Source organism: Streptomyces sp. DF42 (assembly GCF_058267695.1).
In genome coordinates this window covers 8,688,877-8,706,484 of sequence record NZ_CM177859.1, presented here as the reverse complement: position 1 = coordinate 8,706,484, position 17,608 = coordinate 8,688,877, and the positions used below count along the sequence as shown (strand labels likewise).

12 protein-coding genes and 1 pseudogene are annotated in these 17,608 nt (G+C 70.6%); 6 read left to right on the top strand and 7 right to left on the bottom strand.

Translation table 11 applies throughout. The features are described from left to right. Positions 1-111: 111 nt before the first annotated feature. The 3 genes from ACYUED_RS40020 to ACYUED_RS40010 all read right to left on the bottom strand — a co-directional run bounded on the left by ACYUED_RS40020 (position 112) and on the right by ACYUED_RS40010 (position 6,900). Entirely contained in the window at positions 112-3,324 is a 3,213-nt protein-coding gene (locus ACYUED_RS40020; protein WP_491289306.1) for a bifunctional cytochrome P450/NADPH--P450 reductase, read from the bottom strand. 574 nt (positions 3,325-3,898) lie between these two features. Beyond that, positions 3,899-5,434: a flavin-containing monooxygenase gene (locus ACYUED_RS40015; protein ID WP_491289305.1), complete on the bottom strand. Its 1,536-nt coding sequence runs from the start codon at positions 5,432-5,434 to the stop codon at positions 3,899-3,901. A 398-nt stretch (positions 5,435-5,832) separates the two neighbouring features. Then, complete coding sequence (locus tag ACYUED_RS40010; RefSeq protein WP_491289304.1) at positions 5,833-6,900, bottom strand: hypothetical protein; 1,068 nt, start codon at positions 6,898-6,900, stop codon at positions 5,833-5,835. Between the two features lie 293 nt (positions 6,901-7,193). On the opposite strand from ACYUED_RS40010, the gene ACYUED_RS40005 reads away from it, so the two are divergent. After that, positions 7,194-9,866, top strand: a complete 2,673-nt coding sequence (locus ACYUED_RS40005) for a tetratricopeptide repeat protein (protein WP_491289303.1) — start codon at positions 7,194-7,196, stop codon at positions 9,864-9,866. A gap of 112 nt (positions 9,867-9,978) precedes the next feature. Here ACYUED_RS40005 and ACYUED_RS40000 read toward each other — a convergent pair whose 3' ends face one another. Beyond that, positions 9,979-10,863, bottom strand: a complete 885-nt coding sequence (locus tag ACYUED_RS40000; RefSeq protein ID WP_491289302.1) for a LysR family transcriptional regulator — start codon at positions 10,861-10,863, stop codon at positions 9,979-9,981. A 266-nt stretch (positions 10,864-11,129) separates the two neighbouring features. On the opposite strand from ACYUED_RS40000, the gene ACYUED_RS39995 reads away from it, so the two are divergent. The 5 genes from ACYUED_RS39995 (at position 11,130) to ACYUED_RS39975 (ending at position 15,464) form a co-directional block, all read left to right on the top strand. Continuing rightward, complete coding sequence (locus ACYUED_RS39995) at positions 11,130-12,248, top strand: M20 family metallopeptidase (RefSeq protein ID WP_491294648.1); 1,119 nt, start codon at positions 11,130-11,132, stop codon at positions 12,246-12,248. A gap of 180 nt (positions 12,249-12,428) precedes the next feature. Next, the gene (locus tag ACYUED_RS39990; RefSeq protein WP_491289301.1) at positions 12,429-13,133 is read left to right on the top strand and encodes a DUF6585 family protein; all 705 of its coding nucleotides are present in this window, start codon (positions 12,429-12,431) and stop codon (positions 13,131-13,133) included. A gap of 140 nt (positions 13,134-13,273) precedes the next feature. Beyond that, entirely contained in the window at positions 13,274-14,347 is a 1,074-nt protein-coding gene (locus tag ACYUED_RS39985) for a Rieske 2Fe-2S domain-containing protein (RefSeq protein ID WP_491289300.1), read from the top strand. Continuing rightward, a complete protein-coding gene (locus ACYUED_RS39980) occupies positions 14,344-14,532 on the top strand; it encodes a hypothetical protein (protein WP_491289299.1) in 189 nt (62 codons plus the stop codon). The genes ACYUED_RS39985 and ACYUED_RS39980 overlap by 4 nt, the downstream gene beginning before the upstream one ends. Beyond that, complete coding sequence (locus ACYUED_RS39975) at positions 14,529-15,464, top strand: PDR/VanB family oxidoreductase (RefSeq protein WP_491289298.1); 936 nt, start codon at positions 14,529-14,531, stop codon at positions 15,462-15,464. The genes ACYUED_RS39980 and ACYUED_RS39975 overlap by 4 nt, the downstream gene beginning before the upstream one ends. 117 nt (positions 15,465-15,581) lie before the next feature. Here the strand turns inward: ACYUED_RS39975 and ACYUED_RS39970 are convergent. The 3 genes and pseudogenes from ACYUED_RS39970 to ACYUED_RS39960 all read right to left on the bottom strand — a co-directional run. Next, positions 15,582-15,825 (bottom strand): annotated as a pseudogene (locus ACYUED_RS39970) (LacI family DNA-binding transcriptional regulator); the annotation flags it as partial. Positions 15,826-15,885: 60 nt separating this feature from the next. Continuing rightward, positions 15,886-16,557, bottom strand: a complete 672-nt coding sequence (locus ACYUED_RS39965; protein ID WP_491289297.1) for a GntR family transcriptional regulator — start codon at positions 16,555-16,557, stop codon at positions 15,886-15,888. Positions 16,558-16,598: 41 nt separating this feature from the next. Beyond that, the gene (locus tag ACYUED_RS39960) at positions 16,599-17,600 is read right to left on the bottom strand and encodes a proline racemase family protein (protein WP_491289296.1); all 1,002 of its coding nucleotides are present in this window, start codon (positions 17,598-17,600) and stop codon (positions 16,599-16,601) included. Positions 17,601-17,608 lie beyond the last annotated feature (8 nt).

Genomic DNA, 17,608 nt, shown 5'->3' with positions numbered 1-17,608 from the left:
AGGGGGTTCGTAAGAAAGGAGGGGCAGTGAAAAGGGGTTTCGCGCCCCGACGGCCCCGGGCACGTCCGTCGCCCGGGGCCGTCGGGGTATGAGCGGCCGAGGCGGCTGCCGTCAGCCGGCCCAGACGTCCTCGACGTAGTAGCCGGACTCGGTGAGGGCTGCCAGCCAGGCGGCGGACTCCTCCTCGTCCGCGCCTGTGTTCTTGGCGTAGAGCGCCCTGAGCGCCTCCCGCACCGCGGGGGCCATCCGGCGGCCGTCCCCGCAGATGTAGACCCGGCCTCCGGCCTCCAGCACGGCCCACACCTCGTCGCTCTCACGCGCGATGCGGTCCTGCACGAAGCGGGCGCCGTCCTCCGGCGCGCAGCTGAAGGTGGGGCGCATGCTGACGGCTCCGGCCGCTTCGGCGGCCTCGAACTCCTCGCGGTGCAGGTAGTCGACGTCGGGGTGGTCGCAGCCGAAGTAGCACAGCAGCGTCCCCGTCGACCCGGTGTGGTGGCGGTCGAGGACGGCACCGCGGAACGGCGCCAGCCCGGTGCCCGCACTGACCAGGATGACCGGTACGGAGGGGTCCTCGGGGAGGCGGAAGTCCTCGCTGCACGGGAGCACCCGGGCCTGGACGGTGTCGCCCGCCTTCACGGTCTGGATGTAGTGCGAGGCAATGCCGTGGAAGGTGCCCTCGCCGCCGCGGTGCGGTGCGGCGAGCAGCGACACCATCAGGTCCACCTCGCCGGGCTGCGCCGCGGCGGACGAGGAGATCGAGTAGTGGCGCGGGCGCAGGACCGGCAGCAGCTCCAGGAAACGTTCGAACGGCAACTCGCAGGCGCGGTGGCGCTCCAGCAGGTCCAGGACGCCGTGACCGGCGGCCGTCACCCGGTCGCGGAAGGTCTCGGTGTCGGCCGCGGCGAGTTCGGCCAGGGGACGCTTCTCGGGCGGGCAGGCGGTGTGCTCGGCGAGCACCGCCACCTGTTCCTGGGTGGCGGGGTCCTGCAGTTCGACGAAGTCGGTGAGCAGCCGACGCAGGGTCAGCGGGCGATCGACGGGCAGGGCGTTGCGGGTGCGGCGGCGGGTCTGCAGGCGGACGGTGCGGTCCAGGTCCAGGCCGAAGCGGTCGGCGACCCGCTGGACGAGCGCGTCCGGGTTGCTCGGGAGGACCGCCAGGTGGTCGCCGGTGCGGTAGGTGACGCCTTCGGGCAGCCGCAGCCTGAGGAAGCGCTTGGAGCGGCCGAGCCCATGCTCCATGTCGACGAGCTCGTACGCGTCGAGCACCTCCATCGGGTGGACGCCGTGTCGGGCCGCGAGGCCGCCGGTGACCGAGTCGGTGGCGTCCTGGAGTTCGTACAGGCCCTGGTCCTCCTCCGGTTCGGCGGGCGCCACGGCCCCCGCCGCCGAGTCGCCGTACCGCTCCAGCAGGGCGTTCCACAGGTCGCCCGTCCACCGGTCCACCGTGCCCGCGAAGTCCCCGGAGGCGTCGGCGGCGCCGCGCTCCAGCAGTGGCGTGGCGCCGGCCGCCGCAAGGCGCTCGTCGATGAGCGTGGGGACGCGCTGGTAGGTGGCCGCCCAGTTGCGGTCGCCGACACCGAGTACGGCGTACTGGACACCATCGAGCGAGCCGGGCTCCAGTCCCTCCAGCCATGTCACGAACTTCGCGGCGTCGTCGGTGGGCCTGCCGTTGTACGAGGCGGCCACGATCACCACCGGTCCGGCATCGGCGGTGAGCCGGCCGACGGCGTCGTCGAGAGGAGCGACGGACGGGGCGAAGCCGTGCTCGTCGCCGTCCGCCGCCAGATCGCGGGCGATGCCCGCACAGGTGCCGAGGTTGGAGCCGTGCAGGAGGGTCAGCGCGGTGCCGGTGGCCCGTCGGACCACGGGCCTGTCCTGGCCGGCGATGGCGCCGCTCGCGGCGACGGCGGGGATACGGCGTTCACCACTGGTGCGCCGGGCGAGCATGAGGGTGAACTCGTCGGGCTTGATGGTCAGCGACTGCTTGATCTTCAGCTCGTAGTTGCTGTGGTCGACCAGCCGATAGCGGTGCACCAGCAGGCCGAGCAGCAGCGTGGCCTCGTGCAGCGCGAACTGGCGGCCGATGCAGGCGCGTTCGCCGTTGCCGAACGGCTTGAACAGGTGGACCGGACGCGCCTCCTCCTGCTCGGGCGTGAAGCGGTCCGGGTCGAACAGCTCGACGTTCTCGCCCCAGGCGGGGTCGCGGTGCAGGGCCGGGGTGAGCACCATCAGCGTCTCGCCCTCGCGCACGGTGTACTTGCCGCCGATGACGGTGTCCTCGATCGGCTCCACGGCGAAGGCAGGTGCCGTCGGCCACAGCCGCAGGCTCTCACTGAGTACCTGACGGATGTAGGTCAGCTTGCCGATGTCCCCGTAGTCGGGGTCGGGCGTGCCCGTGTCGCCCCACAGGGCGTCCACCTCGGCCTGGGCGCGGGCCAGGACCTCGGGGTGCTTGGTCAGGTAGTGAAGGGCGAACGACAGGGCACCGCTGGTGGTCTCGTGTCCTGCGATGAGGAACGTGATGACCTGGTGGCGGATGTTCACGTCGTCCAGCGGCTCGCCGGTCACCGGGTCCGGGGTGTGCAGCATCCGGCCCAGCAGATCATCGGTGCTCGGGTCGCCGGAGGCCCTGCGCCGACGGATCACCTCGTCGACCAGGTTCGTCATCAACTCGGCGTCCTCGCGGAACCGTTCGGCCTGCTTCCACTTGAACAGCGCCGTGCCCGGGATGGACTCCCCCTTGGCCTGGGTGAAGGCCAGCGCCCGTGACATCGCCTCGACAAAGGGGTGCGCCTCGTCCTGGCGGAACGACTCGAAGTCGTAGTCGAACCCGCACAGCCCGATGGTGTCGAAGGTCAGGCGCGTCATGTCCGCGGGCACGTCCACCGGCTCCTCCCCGGCGGCACGGTCCCACTTGGCGATCAGGGAGCGGGCGACCCGGAGCATCGTCGCGTGGTAGCCGCGCATCGCGCCGAGCGAGAACGCCGGCATCAGGATGTCGTGCGCCTTGCGCCAGTTCGTCTCGGTGTCGAAGGCGGTGAACAGGCCGTCCCCGGCGATCTGGCGGATCTCGACCAGGTCCGGGTGCACGTTCTTGCGGAACCGGGTCCCGTCCGACAGTTCGGTCACCAGGTCCAGGCCGCCGATGACCACGGTCTCGGTCCCGAAGATCCGGACCTTGAACACCGGGCCCAGATCCTTGACCTCCTTCATCAGGTGAACGAGACCGTCGGCGCCCCTCGGGATGTCGAGAGCGTGACCGATCAGGGGCAGCGCGGGGCGCTCGGGAATCGCCTGGGCCGTGTCAACGGACGCGTGAGTCATGAGCGTGCCTTTCGTTCCGTACAAGCAGTCGCTTGCGGACCAATGTACGGCCGACATTGTCACCTGACAATGTCGGCCGACTGTGTTGCAAGACACAGTCGAATGACAGAACCAAACGCAAGCCCAGAACATCGCCACGGAATGACTTGACATGGCACCCGATCAAACGACATGGTTGCGCGACAGGGCTAGGCGACGTGGTCAGTCGACAAAATCAGTTTCGGAATGTCGCATCCGCGAACCCTCGGGTGAGGCGAAGGCCGACGTGGAGGACGCCGCCGTCATCGCGGACGCCGCCCGGACGACGCCAAGGGCAACTCGACCAGATCAAAGCCCTCTGAGATCAAGCGCCTCGACGATGGCGCCGTCCAGATGGCCGTTCCGCCTCACGAAGGCTGCGCCGGCGGGCTCTGAAGTGCGTTTTCTGCAACGGGCTGCATGCGAAGCGCTTCGACAATAATCGGGTGCCCCGAGGTCGGTCGCGTCCGGCAGCCTCGGGGCGCGGTCTCTCTGGCACCGCCGGGTTCGCCCGTTCTACGCGATCCCGCGCCGTCGACGAGCGCGTGACCGGGGTCTACCGGAGTCGGTCCGAGGGGTGGGCGGACACACCCTCGCTCTCGGCATCAGCCTGGGACGGCAGCGGCAACGACCAGGTGTAGACGTCCGGGTTGAAGGCGTGCAGGCGCTTGACGAGCCTGGCGGTCGACCAGGGCCAGCAGAAGGTGTTGATGCCCGGGAGGCCGAAGTAGTAACCGGTGCCGCCGGCGGCGTTGTAGACGGTGTTGCGCAGCGCCTCGCGCAGAGACCGCTGGTGGGCTGCTTCGGCCTCGGGCTTGACCTCCAGAGCAGAAGCCCCGCCGGCGCGCAGGTGGTTGAGGGCAGCGGTGATGTAGCGGAGTTGGGCTTCGAGGACGGTGGGGACGGCCGTGGTGCCGGTGAGGAGATTCGGGCCGATGAGCAGGAAGAGGTTGGGGTATCCGCTGACGCTGGTGCCCAGGTAGGCACGGCGGTTGTCGGCCCAGGCCTGAGCCAGTGTGCCGTCGGTGCCGTGCAGATGGGGGGCCAGCGGGATGTCGCCGACGTGGTACCCGGTCGCGAGGACGATGATGTCGGCGCGGGCGCGGGTGCCGTCGGCGCCGATGACGTCGGAGCCCTCCACAGCGGTCGCGCGGGTGGGGTGCAGCCGTACGTTGGGCCGGGTGAGGGCGGCGTAGTAGGTGCCTGAGGTGGTCAGACGGCGCCCGCCGAGGGGGTAGTCAGGAGTAAGGGCCCGGCGTAGAGCGCGGTCCCGTACCGAGGCACGCAGGTACAGGCGGGCCAGGGCCTCCAAGGGCGGCAGCAGGCGGGGGTGGCGCAGGGGGACTCCGATGGCTTCCTGGGTCCAGTGGTGCAGGCCGCGTAGTGCGCGGCGCGCTGCCGGATGGTGTTCGAAGTACCGGTGGAGCCCCGGAGGGAGGGGGTAGTCGGGTTTCGGAAGTACCCACTGCGGTGTGCTCTGGAAGACGTCGACATGCGCCGCCTGCGGCTGGATCTCGGGCAGGAACTGGACGGTGGACGCACCGGTGCCCACCACGGCCACGCGCCGTCCGCTCAGGTCGACTTCGTGGTTCCAGCGGGCGGAGTGGAAGGCGGTGCCCGGGAAGGTGTCGAGGCCGGGGATGTCGGGATGGCGGGGCCGGTGCCAGGGGCCGGTGGCGACGATCACGGCGCGGGCGGTGTACGTGCCCGAGGTGGTCTGCAGGTTCCAGCGGTGCGCTTCCGGCTCCCAGCGGGTACTCAGCACCTCGGTGTCGTAGCGGATCGCCTTGTCCGCGCCGTGTGTTGCCGCGGTGGTGTCGAGGTAGTCGAGGATCTCCGACCGGTCGGCGAAGCCCCGGCCCCACGCGTGGGGTGCGAAGGAGTACTCGTACAGCACCGCCGGTACGTCGCAGCCGCATCCGGGGTAGGTGTTGTCGCGCCAAGTCCCGCCGAGGCGGCCGGACTTCTCCAACACGACAACGTCTTCGAAGCCGGCCCGGCGCAGCTCGATCACGGCGGCCACGCCGGAGAGGCCGGCCCCGATGACGACGACTTCCGCTTCATGATGGTTGTCGATGCTGTCGTCGGCCACCGGCGCACGCCCCCCTGTCTGCGTCGTGAGCATCCCGGCGCTGATGCCGAACCGCCCCCGACCGCTTCCTCAGAGCGACCGATCGTAGGGTTACCTGCGATCACTCGTAGTGATATGACCGACAGGTACCTCATAATGGGGATCTTGCCGGGTGAGCTGAATACAGTGCGTTTTCCTGTGCCTGGCTGCCGAGACCTCGCAGTCCCCACGCCGCCGCCGACGAGCCCGGGCGGCATCTGCCCTACTCCAGTGGCTGGTTGTGCCACTGGAGGGGCGCGTGGGACTCGCACCCACGGCCGACGGATGACGAGTCCTCCTGAGGATTTCGGCGGGCCTTGCCGATCAACGCCGGTGCGTGACGACGCTTCAGCAGGACCGCCGTCTCAATCCTTCACGTCTCAATCCTTCAGCGGCAGGCCCGGTATGGCGTCGTGGGCCCATGGGGCGAGGTTCGTGGGCAGCCTGGCGATGAGCGCGGTGAGCCGCTCGATCGCATCGACGGCGTCGAGGTCGAAGTCGGCCGGCTGATCCCCTGTTCCGTCGTCCTGTGTGTCGGCCGGCTGGTCCCTGAGCACGGTGAGGACGTCCCGTCCCTGGATCGACCACTCCATCGTTTTCGTGGCCAGCATCGCCTCGATGGTCTCCTCGGTGACCAGTGCCTCGGCGAAGTCCGGCCGCAGGGTTTCGACTTCGAGGGTGTATCGAGCGCGCGGGCCGGGCCTGCCGCTCAGCGCTACCCGGATGGACGGGAAGGCGGTGTCCAAGTGCACGGCACAGACGGTCACATGATGCTGCTGCCACGCCCGGAAGGGCGCGAACGGCACGGGCTCGAAGGCGTCCGCGACGGTGAATCTCGCACCTCCATGAGTGCCGGACATCACAGCGAAATGGTCGCGGAGTACGGCCTGGGGCGGCCTGTTCAGGACCTCGGCCGGGGTGGTGGACAGCCGCGGCAGGGGACCGGTCTTCCAGCGCCCGGCGAGAGCCGGCAGGCGGTCTCGGAAAGCCCAGCCACGAGCACGCGCGAACGCGCCGCGCTCGGCGACGGTGACGGCTTTGGCCGGGCGCCGCCGGAGCGCCGGCACGGCGTAGTAGACGGCGGTCAGAGCGCCGTACTCGGCCACGGCGACCATCCAGTACACCCATTGGATTGTCCAGCCGGCGAAGAAGAGACCGGCCGCCGCCAAGAAGCTCGGCGAGAAGCACTGCAGAGGTGTTCCGCCTGCTCGATGCCGGGCGGTCCATACGGTGTCATCACCTTCCGGCAACTGGCCCGGAGCCGGTGCGCGGTTGAGGGACTCGGCCGCCACCAGGTTGACCAGACCGAGCACCAGGGCGATCGGAATCGCGACGAGGCAGGCGGTCGCCCAGTCACCCCCTCGCGCGTCGATGATGCGGAACCAGATGAACAACAGGGCGCCCTGCAGCACCAGGGGCAGACACCCCAGACGCGAGTACGCAAGCATCGTCTTCCCCCTTCAGGCCGGATGTGCGGGACACCGGCGTGGTGATCGACCGGAATCGACCGCCCGTTTCTCCGCCGCGGCCGCGAATGTCGCTGCCTCCGCCGTGCCGGATCCGATGGGGTGGCACGGTACCCCGCCACCGTCCCGTCTCTCTGCGCGCAGGCTCTCCGCCAGGTGGCATCGGGCCAGGTCGGACCGGGCGGGAGAGCGGTACGGGAAGTCCCCGGACCGGGCCGGACCGGGGTCACACAACTCGGCCCCGTAATCGGGGCGTTCCGCCTAGAGTTCCTGAAATGGAAGAGCAGGAGCCCCCGGAGCCGCCCAGAGCGGCGTTCGTTGCTGCGCTGACGCGGCTTCGGCGCCAGGTGCCGGATCTGTCGGACGAGGTGCTGGCCCGGCGAGCGAGCCGTACGACGCTGCCCTCGGGGCGCCGCGTCAGCGTCAACGCCCGCCGCCTCGGTGAGTGGCTGAGCGGCCGGTCGGTGCCCCGTGACGTCCATGCCGTGGTCGCCGTCGTGCGCGCCGTCGAGTCGCTGACGGGCACCGCTGATCCTCAGTTCTCGATCGCCGGTTGGGAGCAGTTGTGGCGGGCGGCGTACGAGGACCGGGCTCCTGCGGTGCCGGCGCCGCGTATCGACGCCGACCGGGCCGGAGGCACCGCGGACGAGGTGGTCATCGGTCGACCGCCGAGCGACGCGGCCTCGTTGCGGGAGCGGGCGGCCCTGTCGAGTGCGATCGACGTGGCGCTGCGGGACGACGCGGTCCGGGAGGTCGTCCTCACCGGGGCGGGCGGAGTGGGCAAGTCGCAACTCGCCGCAGCCGCCTTCCACCGGTTCCGGCAGCCCGGCGGGGTACGGGTGTGGGTGCCCGCCTCGTCCCGCCAGTCCGTGTTCACGGCGTACGCGCGCGCGTGGCGGGTGGTCGCGGGCGGGGAAGGCGGAAGCGGGTGGGACGACGAGACCCAGGCCGACCTCTTCGTGGCCTGGCTGCGGACGACGACGCGGCCCTGGCTGGTAGTGCTGGACGACGTCGACGAACCGGTGGACCTTCGGGGCATCCGGCCGGTCGGAGAACACGGCAGAAGCATGGTGACGACCCGTCGGCGGGACGCGGCGGTGATCCGTTCGTCCTCCCGGATCGTGCAGGTCGGAACCTTCGCGCCCAAGGAGGCCGTCGACTACCTCCGCTCACGGCTCGGGACCGGCGAAGGCGGGGACGGCGAAGGCGAGTTGCACGCGCTGGCGGACACGCTCGGCCACTTCCCGCTCGCGCTGTCCCAGGCGGCGGCGTTCCTCATCGACACCGGCATGCCGCTGGCCACGTACCGTCAACTCCTGGAGGACCAACGGCAGACGCTCTCCGATCTGCTGCCGGCCACCTCCCCGGCCGACGAACACGGCGAGACCGTGGCCACCGCCTGGCAGCTCGCCCTTGACCGGGCGGAGACTCTCGCGCCCGCCAAAAGCGCCAGGGCCACCCTGGAACTTCTGTCGATGCTCGCGCCGGACGGCATCATGGAGGCGGTGCTGCACACGCCGGCGGCCCGCCGGTGGATCGTGCAAGGAGCGGACGACCGCGGCGACACCGGCCGCGGCCCGGCACAGCCCGGCGAACGGACCGTGCTCCTCTCGCTGCGCGCCCTGCACCGGCTCAGCCTGGTGACGCACGACCCGTCCCGCACGCCTGCCTCGGTCGACGTACACGCCCTCGTGCAGCGCGCGGCGCGCGAGAGCGTGCCGGAGCAGGACCGGCCGCGCCTCGCCGTGGCAGCCGCCGACGCGGTCGAGGAGCTCTGGTCGTCCACGAGGGAGTGCGCCTACGAGCCTGAGACGGAGGCGGCCCTGTACCGAAGCGTCGAAGTCCTGCGCCGGACGACGGGCGGTGACCTGCTGTGGGACGGGCGCATGCACCCTGTCCTGCGCCGGATCGGCCCCTATCTGGCCGGACTCGGCCGCGACGCGGCGGCACGGGACGCCTGCCAGGAGCTGCTGGAGCCGGCGCGGGCCCGCCTCGGGGACGAGCACCGCGACGTCCTGTATCTGCGCTGCCAGGTCGCCCTGGCCGCCGGCGAACTGGGGGACGCGGCGTCGACCCGCGCATCGCTGGAGCAGATCCGGGGGGAAGCCGAGCGGATCCTGGGCCCGAGGGACCCGGACACTCTGACGGTACGGCTGCACGAGGCCCGCTTCCGGATGGAAGAGGGTGCGGTGGCCGCCGCCCTGAAGGACTTCACCGAACTCGCCGACCAGGCAGCCGAGGGACTCGGCACGGGCCATGCCCTGGTGATCGACGCATGGAGCCACATTGCTCTCTGTCGTGGCCTTGCCGGCGACGCCGTCGGCGCGCGGGACGCCAGCGCGGCCCTTGTCGAGGTGCTGGAACAGCGGCACGGCCCCGGGCATCTGCTCGCGCTGAGCGCTCTCACCGGTCTGGGCAGGTGGACCGGAGAGGCGGGCGACATGCATGCGGCGGTCGACATCTACCTGCGGGCGGTGGAAGGGCTGGACTCCGCCGTCGGCCGCCTCCACCGGGAAACCCTCATCGCCCGGCACAACCTCGCCTACTGGCGGGGCCTCGCGGGCGAACGAGAGCTCGCGGTCGAGGAGTTCACTGCCGCGGCCGAGGACGCCGAGCGCGCGCTCGGCGCCGACCATCCGACCACTCTCACCTACCGCGTCAACCTGAGCTTCTGGCGCGGTCTCGCCGGCGAACCGGCCGTGGCGCTCGCCGAGTTGGCCGAACTGCAGCCCAGCGTCGACAGCGTGCTCGGCGCCGACCACCCACGTGCGCTGCGGACCCGCCAGCAACGCGCCGAGCTTCTGGAACGCTCGGGCGACAGCGCCGGGGCCGCCGCCCTGCTCACCTCGCTGCTGGCCGACATGATCCGGGTCCAGGGCAGCGACCACCCACGGACACGCGAGGCAGCGGAGGCACTGGCCCGCTGCGGCGAGCCGGAGGCCCGCTGAGGTTCGTCGCTCTCCGCCAAGTCCTCGTATCCGCCTCGCCGAGGCAGAGGAACGGCGCGCGGGGTCGCCGGCAGGAGAGTCCGAGACCACTCACGATCGCTTCCGAGACAGTTCAGTCAACGGCGTCGTGCAGCAGATCCCGCAGTTCCAGCGCCGCCGGCAGCGGGGCGACAGGCAGCGCCACATGGACGGTCCGGCGCAGGGCCGAGTCGGTGAGGCGGCACAGGACGAGTTCGTCGGGGACCGCCCGTGCGGCCAGCGAGGGCACCAGTGCCACTCCCAACCCGGCGGCCGCGTAACCGAACTTCGCGGTCCACTCCGCGATCCGGATGATCTTCCTCGGCGTGAAGCCCGCCCGCGCGCAGGCGTCGGCGAGCATCGTGGGACGGTCGCCGTACGCGCTGTGCAGCCATGCCTCGTCGTGCAGTTCACGCAGGTCGACTGCCCCGGCTCCGGCCAGGCGGTGCCCGCGTGGAAGTGCCACGAACAGCTCGTCCTCGCACAGCACGGTCGTCGTGACGCCGTCGGCCGAGGGCAGACCTGACGGGTAGTCGCTGACGACGGCCAGGTCCAGCGCCCCGTCCGCAAGGCGCTCCATCAGCGTGTCGGTCCAGCCCTCGACCGCGACGACCTCGACATCCGGCCTGGCGTCCCACAGCGCCCGCAGGGCAGTGGGCACCAGCGAGATGTTGGCGGTGGCGAACGCGCCGACGTGCAGCAGTCCGCCGCGGCCCGCGTGGAGCACGGCCAGCTCTCTCTCCGCCCGCGACAGCCGGTCGAGCACTTCCATGGCGTGCCGGTGCAGCGTCCGGCCGGCGGGATTGAGCCGTACGCCCCGAGGGAGGCGTTCGAACAGCGGTCCACCGGCCTGCCGTTCCAGCGCGGCGATCCGCCGGGACACCGCGGACTGGGTGTAGCTGAGCCGGACCGCCGCCTTCGTGAACGACCCTGTCTCGGCCACGGTCACCAGCAGCCGCAGCGCGTCGATCTCGAACACGTTCCCCCCTCCGGGATCCGCCTCCCTGCAGCGCCATCCTCCCACGACACATTCCTTCGGCGCATGGATCCCATGCAATTCCGTCGCTGGTGGAATGCCGTGGCCGGCCCTAACGTCGTTCACGCGGCGGGGCTCCACAGGGGGATGCGCAGGCGCCCCGCCGCACCCATGGCCCACGAAACCCGAGGGGGAAATGTGTCGCTGCGACGGGACGTCCGGACGGAGCGGGACCGGTGACCCGGGGGGCCGCGCTCTCCTTGCCGACGATGCTGGCCGATCTGGAGAAACTCGTGCTCTGCGAGTCCTTCTCAGCCGACCACGCGGCGGTGGCGCGCAGCGCCGAGGTGGTCGGCGCCCTCGGGACGAGGCTCCTGGGAGCCGGGCCGGAGACGATCGTGATCGACGGCGTCACCCATCTGCGGTGGACCTTCGGCACCCCGCGGGTCCTCCTGATGGGACACCACGACACGGTGTGGCCCATGGGCTCGCTCCAGGACCACCCCTGGTCGGTGGCCGACGGAATCGCCCGTGGGCCCGGGGTCCTGGACATGAAGGCGGGCCTGGTGCAGATGTTCCACGCGCTGGCCTCCCTGCCCTCCCCGGACGGGGTGTGCGTACTGGTCAACGGGGACGAGGAGGTCGGCTCCGCGACCTCCCGGGAGCTGATCGAGGAAGCCGCGCGGGGATGCAGGGCCGCTTTCGTACTGGAGGCGTCCGCGGACGAGGAGGGTGCGCTCAAGACCGCCCGCAAGGGCACTTCGCGGTACGAGGTCGTGGTGCACGGTCGCGCCGCACACGCGGGTCAGGAACCACACAAGGGGGTCAACGCGGCGGTCGAGGCCGCTCATCAGGTGCTGTCCATCGCCAGTCTCGGAGCCTCGCTGCCCGGGACCTCGTCGGGTGGCGACGGCGGCGCCCACGCCGGTCTCGGCCTCCCGACCGTCACGCCCACCCTGCTGTCGGCCGGCAGTGCCCGCAACACGGTGCCCGCGCTGGCTCGGGTGTCGGTGGACGTGCGGGTGCCGACTACGGCGGCGCAGGACCGGGTCGACGAGCTCATGCGGGGGCTCACGGCCCGGACGCCCGGAGCCTCGCTGGAGGTGCTGGGCGGCAGGCAACGGCCGCCCATGACACCGGAGTCGTCCGCCGAACTGTTCGCCCTCGCCTCCCGGCTCGCCACGGAGTCGGACCGGGAACCGCTGCGGGGGATCGCCGTCGGCGGCGCCTCGGACGGCAACTACACCGCGGCGGTGGGCTGTCCGACGCTGGACGGCCTGGGTGCCGTGGGCGCAGGCGCGCACGCGGACAGCGAGTACGTCGAGGTTGCGCGGATGGTCCCCCGCGCCCGTCTGCTCGCTCGGCTCATCGAGCACACGGCCAACTGAACACACGGCCAATGGAACACGCGACCGACTGAAGCAGCCTCGACGAGGTCGCTCCGATACGAAACCGAGGGCCCCTGTATGAGCGTGCCGGCTTCCCCGTCCCCTGAAGTCGCCGGACTGGCTTCCCGTGAAGACTTCGGCCTACTCGAACACACCTTCCTGCCGAGGAGGGAGCTCCACGTGCCGGAGAAGTACCGGGCACTGTTCATCGCCGGTTCCCTGGCCGCCATCGCCTGCCTGGCGACCGGGGGCATCCTGCTGGTGGTCTACGTGCACTGGGGGTTCGCGTTGTACCCCCTTCTCGGGGTCCTACTGGGCAGCGGCGCCCTGTTCAACAGCCCGAACTTCCGGAAGAGACTGGGCAGCCGGCGCCTGCACCTCTTCGAAAGGGGGCTCCTCGTGGACCTGGGCGCCGGGCACCTGTTCGCGGTCCCGTGGGACCAGGCGGTCCACTACCAGCACACCATCATGGAAGTGGCCACTTACAGCGGCACGTCACATGCAACGGGAAGGAGCGCACACACCTCCACCTTGGTGACGCCCAGCGGTGCCAAGGTCGAGATCTCGGACTTCTTCGCCGACTTCAAGACCTGGGTGCCTTTGATCACCGAGGCCATCGGCCGCGCCCAGGCCCCGAAGGTGTGGGAGGCAGTGCGAGAGGGACGGATGGCGAGCTTCGGCCCGTTCGGACTGGACGCCACCGGCATCACCACCAGGCGCAGAGGAACCCTGCCCTGGCAGATGGTCGAGATGATCCATGTCGACAGGGGCTTCGTGATCGTCCGAGAGTACGGACGTCGCAAGGCCTGGTCGCATGCCAAGGTCAGAAAGGTGCCGAACCTCCTGGTCTTCCTGACCGTCGCCTCGAAACTCCTCGGGGGGTGACCTCATATGTCGCTCCCGGCTCCAAACCCCGCTCTGAACAGGTCATTCACCATGGCTCTTCCGTGAGGCGGAAGCCGCATTGCGCCCCCGCGACACTCTCCCGGACCATGCGACCACCACCACAGACGGGAGCCGCAACGATGCCGCACACCACCGCCTTCGCCAGGAACCAGTGGTACGTCGCCGCCTACAGCCACGAGGTCGGGCGCGAGGAACTGCTGGGCCGCACGGTTCTCGACGAGCCCCTCGTCTTCTACCGGACCGAGGAGGACGGGACGCCCGTCGCACTCGCCGACCGCTGTGTGCACCGCCGGTTCCCGTTGCACGAGAAGCCCAGCAGGCTCGACGGAGACCGCCTCGTGTGCGGATATCACGGGTTCACCTACGACACCACGGGTACCTGCGTGTACGTGCCCGGTCAGAAGCGCGTGCCGCGCACCGCCCGTGTCGCCTCCTATCCGGTGGTCGAGCAGGACTCGCTGGTGTGGGTGTGGATCGGCGACCCGGCGCTCGCGGATGCGCAGACCATCCCGCGGGCGCGGCACCTCGACTCCCCGGGCTGGACGACCGTCCGCGGCATGGAACCCATAGCCGCCGACTACGGGCTGCTCGTCGACAACCTCCTCGACCTGTCGCACGAGACCTATCTGCACGGCGGTTACATCGGCACCCCCGAGGTCGCCGAGACGCCGATCACCACCGAGGTCGACGAGGGCGCGGGCATCGTGCGGGTCAGCCGGCACATGGCCGACGCCGAATGCCCGCCGTTCTACGCCAAGTCCACCGGTATCGAGGGCCGGATCACGCGCTGGCAGGACATCGAGTACCACGCGCCCTGCCTGTATCTGCTGCACAGCCGCATCGCGCCGGTGGGTGTGGTGCCGGAGGCGGACGGCAGCGACCCGAACGGCTTCCACACTGAGATCACGTATGCCATCACGCCGTCCACCGACGGCCATGTGTACGACTTCTGGATGGTCTCGCGCGACTGGGCGATCGACGACACCGAGGTCACCGAGTTCCTGCGGGGCAACAACCACACCGTGGTCATGCAGGACGTCGACGCGCTCAACCTGCTGCAGAGGACGCTCGGCACGGAGCGCACCGGGTACCAGGAGCTGAGCATCAACATCGACACCGGCGGCCTGGCCGCGCGCCGTATCCTCGCCCGCCTGGTCGAGGAGGGCGACAAGCCCGTGGAGAAGGTCCTGTGAGCACGCCCACCGGCGAGATCTACCGCATCGACTGGCTGCCGGGCACCGACACCCTGCACGGCACCTGTCACTGCGGCGCCCAGCACACCGCCCAGGACCCCGTTGAGATGTGGGAGTGGATGCTCGGGCATCCCGAAGGACACGACCAGCCCGAAGGGCCCCGGCCGCAAGGAATCAGCTCATGAGCACGTACGAAGCCGAACTCGTCGTCGACGGCCGGGAGCCGGCCGCCGACGGCGTACTCGCCCTCACCCTCCGTCACCCTCTCGGCAAGGAGCTGCCGGCCTGGGAGCCGGGCGCCCATGTCGACGTCGTACTCGGGCCGGAGCTGGAACGGCAGTACTCGCTGTGCGGTGATCCCGCGGACCGTTCGGTGTGGCGGATCGCCGTGCTGCGGGAGCCGGACGGGCGCGGTGGATCCGCCCATGTGCACGAGCAGTTGGGGCAGGGCCACAAGGTGCGGGTGCGCGGTCCGCGCAATCACTTCCGGCTGGAGCCGGCACCTCGGTACCGGTTCGTCGCGGGTGGCATCGGCATCACCCCGATCCTGCCGATGCTGGCCGCGGCGGAGGCGGCGGGAGCGGAGTGGACGCTGCTGTACGGCGGCCGGACGCGCAACTCCATTGCCTTCACCGAGGAGTTGGGGCGCTACGGGGACCGGGTGACCGTCTCCCCGCAGGACGAGACCGGGCTGCTGGACCTCGCCTCCGCGCTGGACGACCTCCCCGAGGGCACGCTCGTCTACTGCTGCGGCCCCGGGCCGCTGCTGGACGCGGTCGAGGAGCGGTGCCCGGCGGAGCGGCTGCGCGTCGAGCGGTTCTCACCGAAGGCCCAAGTGGGGGGTGAGAACAGCGAGTTCGAGGTGGAACTGGCGCAGAGCGGTCGTACGGTCACGGTCGCCGCGGACGTCTCCGTACTGGACGCCGTCCGTGCCGCCGGTGTCGAGGTGCTGTTCTCCTGCACCGAGGGCACCTGCGGCACCTGCGAGACCGACGTGCTCGAGGGCACGCCGGACCACCGGGACTCGGTGCTCACCGACGCCGAACGGGAGAGCGGGGAGACGATGATGGTCTGTGTTTCCCGCTGTCGTGGGAAGCGCCTCGTACTGGACCTGTGATCCCGGGGTCGGCGCCTGAGCACCCGGGCCGCGCCTCGCCGGGCTGCGGCCCCCCGTCCTGCTCGAAGAACCCACGGTCGGCCTTGGCGCTCCTGGGCGGCCCGCAGTTGACCACGATGCGTGTCCTGCCGCTCGCCGCGGTGAGGGCGAGATCGGGTTCTGCAGCTCGGGCGGCACGAGGCCCACGAGCCGGGCGCTCGCCGCGCAGCTGCGTGGGCCGTTCGCAGCCGAGGACGTCCAGAGCGCTGAGCGCCGCCTGCCCGGTGGCCGCCTTGACCCCGGGCTTGCCGTTCAACACCCGGCTGACCGTGGCCTCGCTGACCCCGACCTTCTTCGCCACCTCAGCAAGTCGTCGCGTCATGCGCGCGAGAACCGCGCAGGAAGCGCGAACGGCTTGCGTAACGGCGTCCGCGGCCGTCTCTCAGTGGGCGGCCCACAGACCCCGGACATGCCCGAGGTGCCGGGTCATCACCTCGCGCACGGCCTCGGTGTCCTGGGCGAGCAGAGCGTCGAGGAGTTCGAGGTGCTCCTCCGCGGAGGCCCGCAGCCGCCCCGCCTCGACCAGCGCGGTCAGCCCGTACAACCGCGAACGGCGCCGCAAGTCCCGTACGACCTCCACGAGATGGCCGTTGCCCGCGAGGGACAGCAGCCCCAGATGGAAACTCAGGTCGGCCTCGACGTACTCGATGAGGTCGCCCTTCGCCGCCGAGGTGACGATCTCCATCGCGATCGGGCGCAGCGCCCTGAGGTCGTCGGGGTCGGCGGTGGCCGCGAGGCCGACGACCGTCGGGATCTCGATCAGGGACCGGACGTGGGTGTACTCGTCGAGCTGCCTGTCGGAGACGGCGGTGACCCGGAAGCCCTTGTTCGGAACGATCTCGACCATGCCCTCCTTCACCAGCTCCAGCATCGCCTCGCGCACCGGCGTCGCGGAGACGCCGAGACGGGGTGCGAGGGCCGGCGCCGAGTACACCTGGCCGGGGCGCAGTTCACCCGCGACCAGCGCGGCCCGCAGCACGTCGACGACCTTTTCCCGGAAGTTGGGCTTCCTGCCGCCGAGCGAGGGGAGGGCGGGGCGGTGCTGCTGGGCCATGGTGATCGTCCTCCTTGGGTCACCGGACACTATCGGGTCGCCTACAGCACGAATCCCGCGGGGAACGGGTCTTCCGGGTCCAGCAGGTACTGGGCGGTACCGGTGATCCACGCCCGGCCGGTGAAGCTGGGCAGGACGGCGGGACGGCCGGCGACCTCGGTGGTGCCGAGGAGGCGGCCGGTGAACCGTGTCCCGATGAAGGACTCGTTCACGAACTCGGTATTCAGGGGGAGTTCGCCGCGCGCATGCAGCTGGGCCATGCGCGCGCTGGTGCCGGTACCGCAGGGCGAGCGGTCGAACCATCCGGGGTGGATCGCCATCGCGTGCCGGGAGTGACGGGCGGTGGAGCCGGGCGCGAGCAGGTGGACGTGATGGCAGCCGCGGATGGAGGGGTCCTCCGGGTGGACGGGCTCCTCCTGGGAGTTGATGACGTCCATCAGGGCCAGGCCGGCGGCGAGGATGTCGTCCTTGCGGGTGCGGTCGAAGGGGAGGCCGAACTGGTCCAGCGGGAGGATGGCGTAGAAGTTTCCGCCGTATGCCATGTCATACGTCACTGACCGACCGTCAGGAAGCGTCGCCTTGCGGTCGAGTGCCACCGCGAAGGACGGCACGTTCCTCAGCGTCACCGCCTTGGCCGCGCCGCCCTCCACCGCCACCTCGGCGACCACCGGTCCGGCCGGGGTGTCGAGGCGGATCGTGGTGACCGGTTCGACGACCTCCACCATGCCGGTCTCGACGAGCACGGTCGCGACGCCGATCGTGCCGTGCCCGCACATCGGCAGATAGCCGGACACCTCGATGTACACGACGCCCCAGTCGCAGTCGTCGCGGGTCGGCGGCTGAAGGACGGCGCCGCTCATCGCGGAGTGTCCGCGCGGCTCGTTCATCAGCAACTGCTTGATGTCGTCGCGGTGTTCGCGGAAGTACAGCCGCCGCTCGTTCATCGTCGCGCCGGGGATGGTCCCGATCCCGCCGGTGATCACGCGGGTGGGCATGCCCTCGGTGTGCGAGTCGACGGCGTGCAGGACGAGTGTGCTGCGCATGTCCGGCC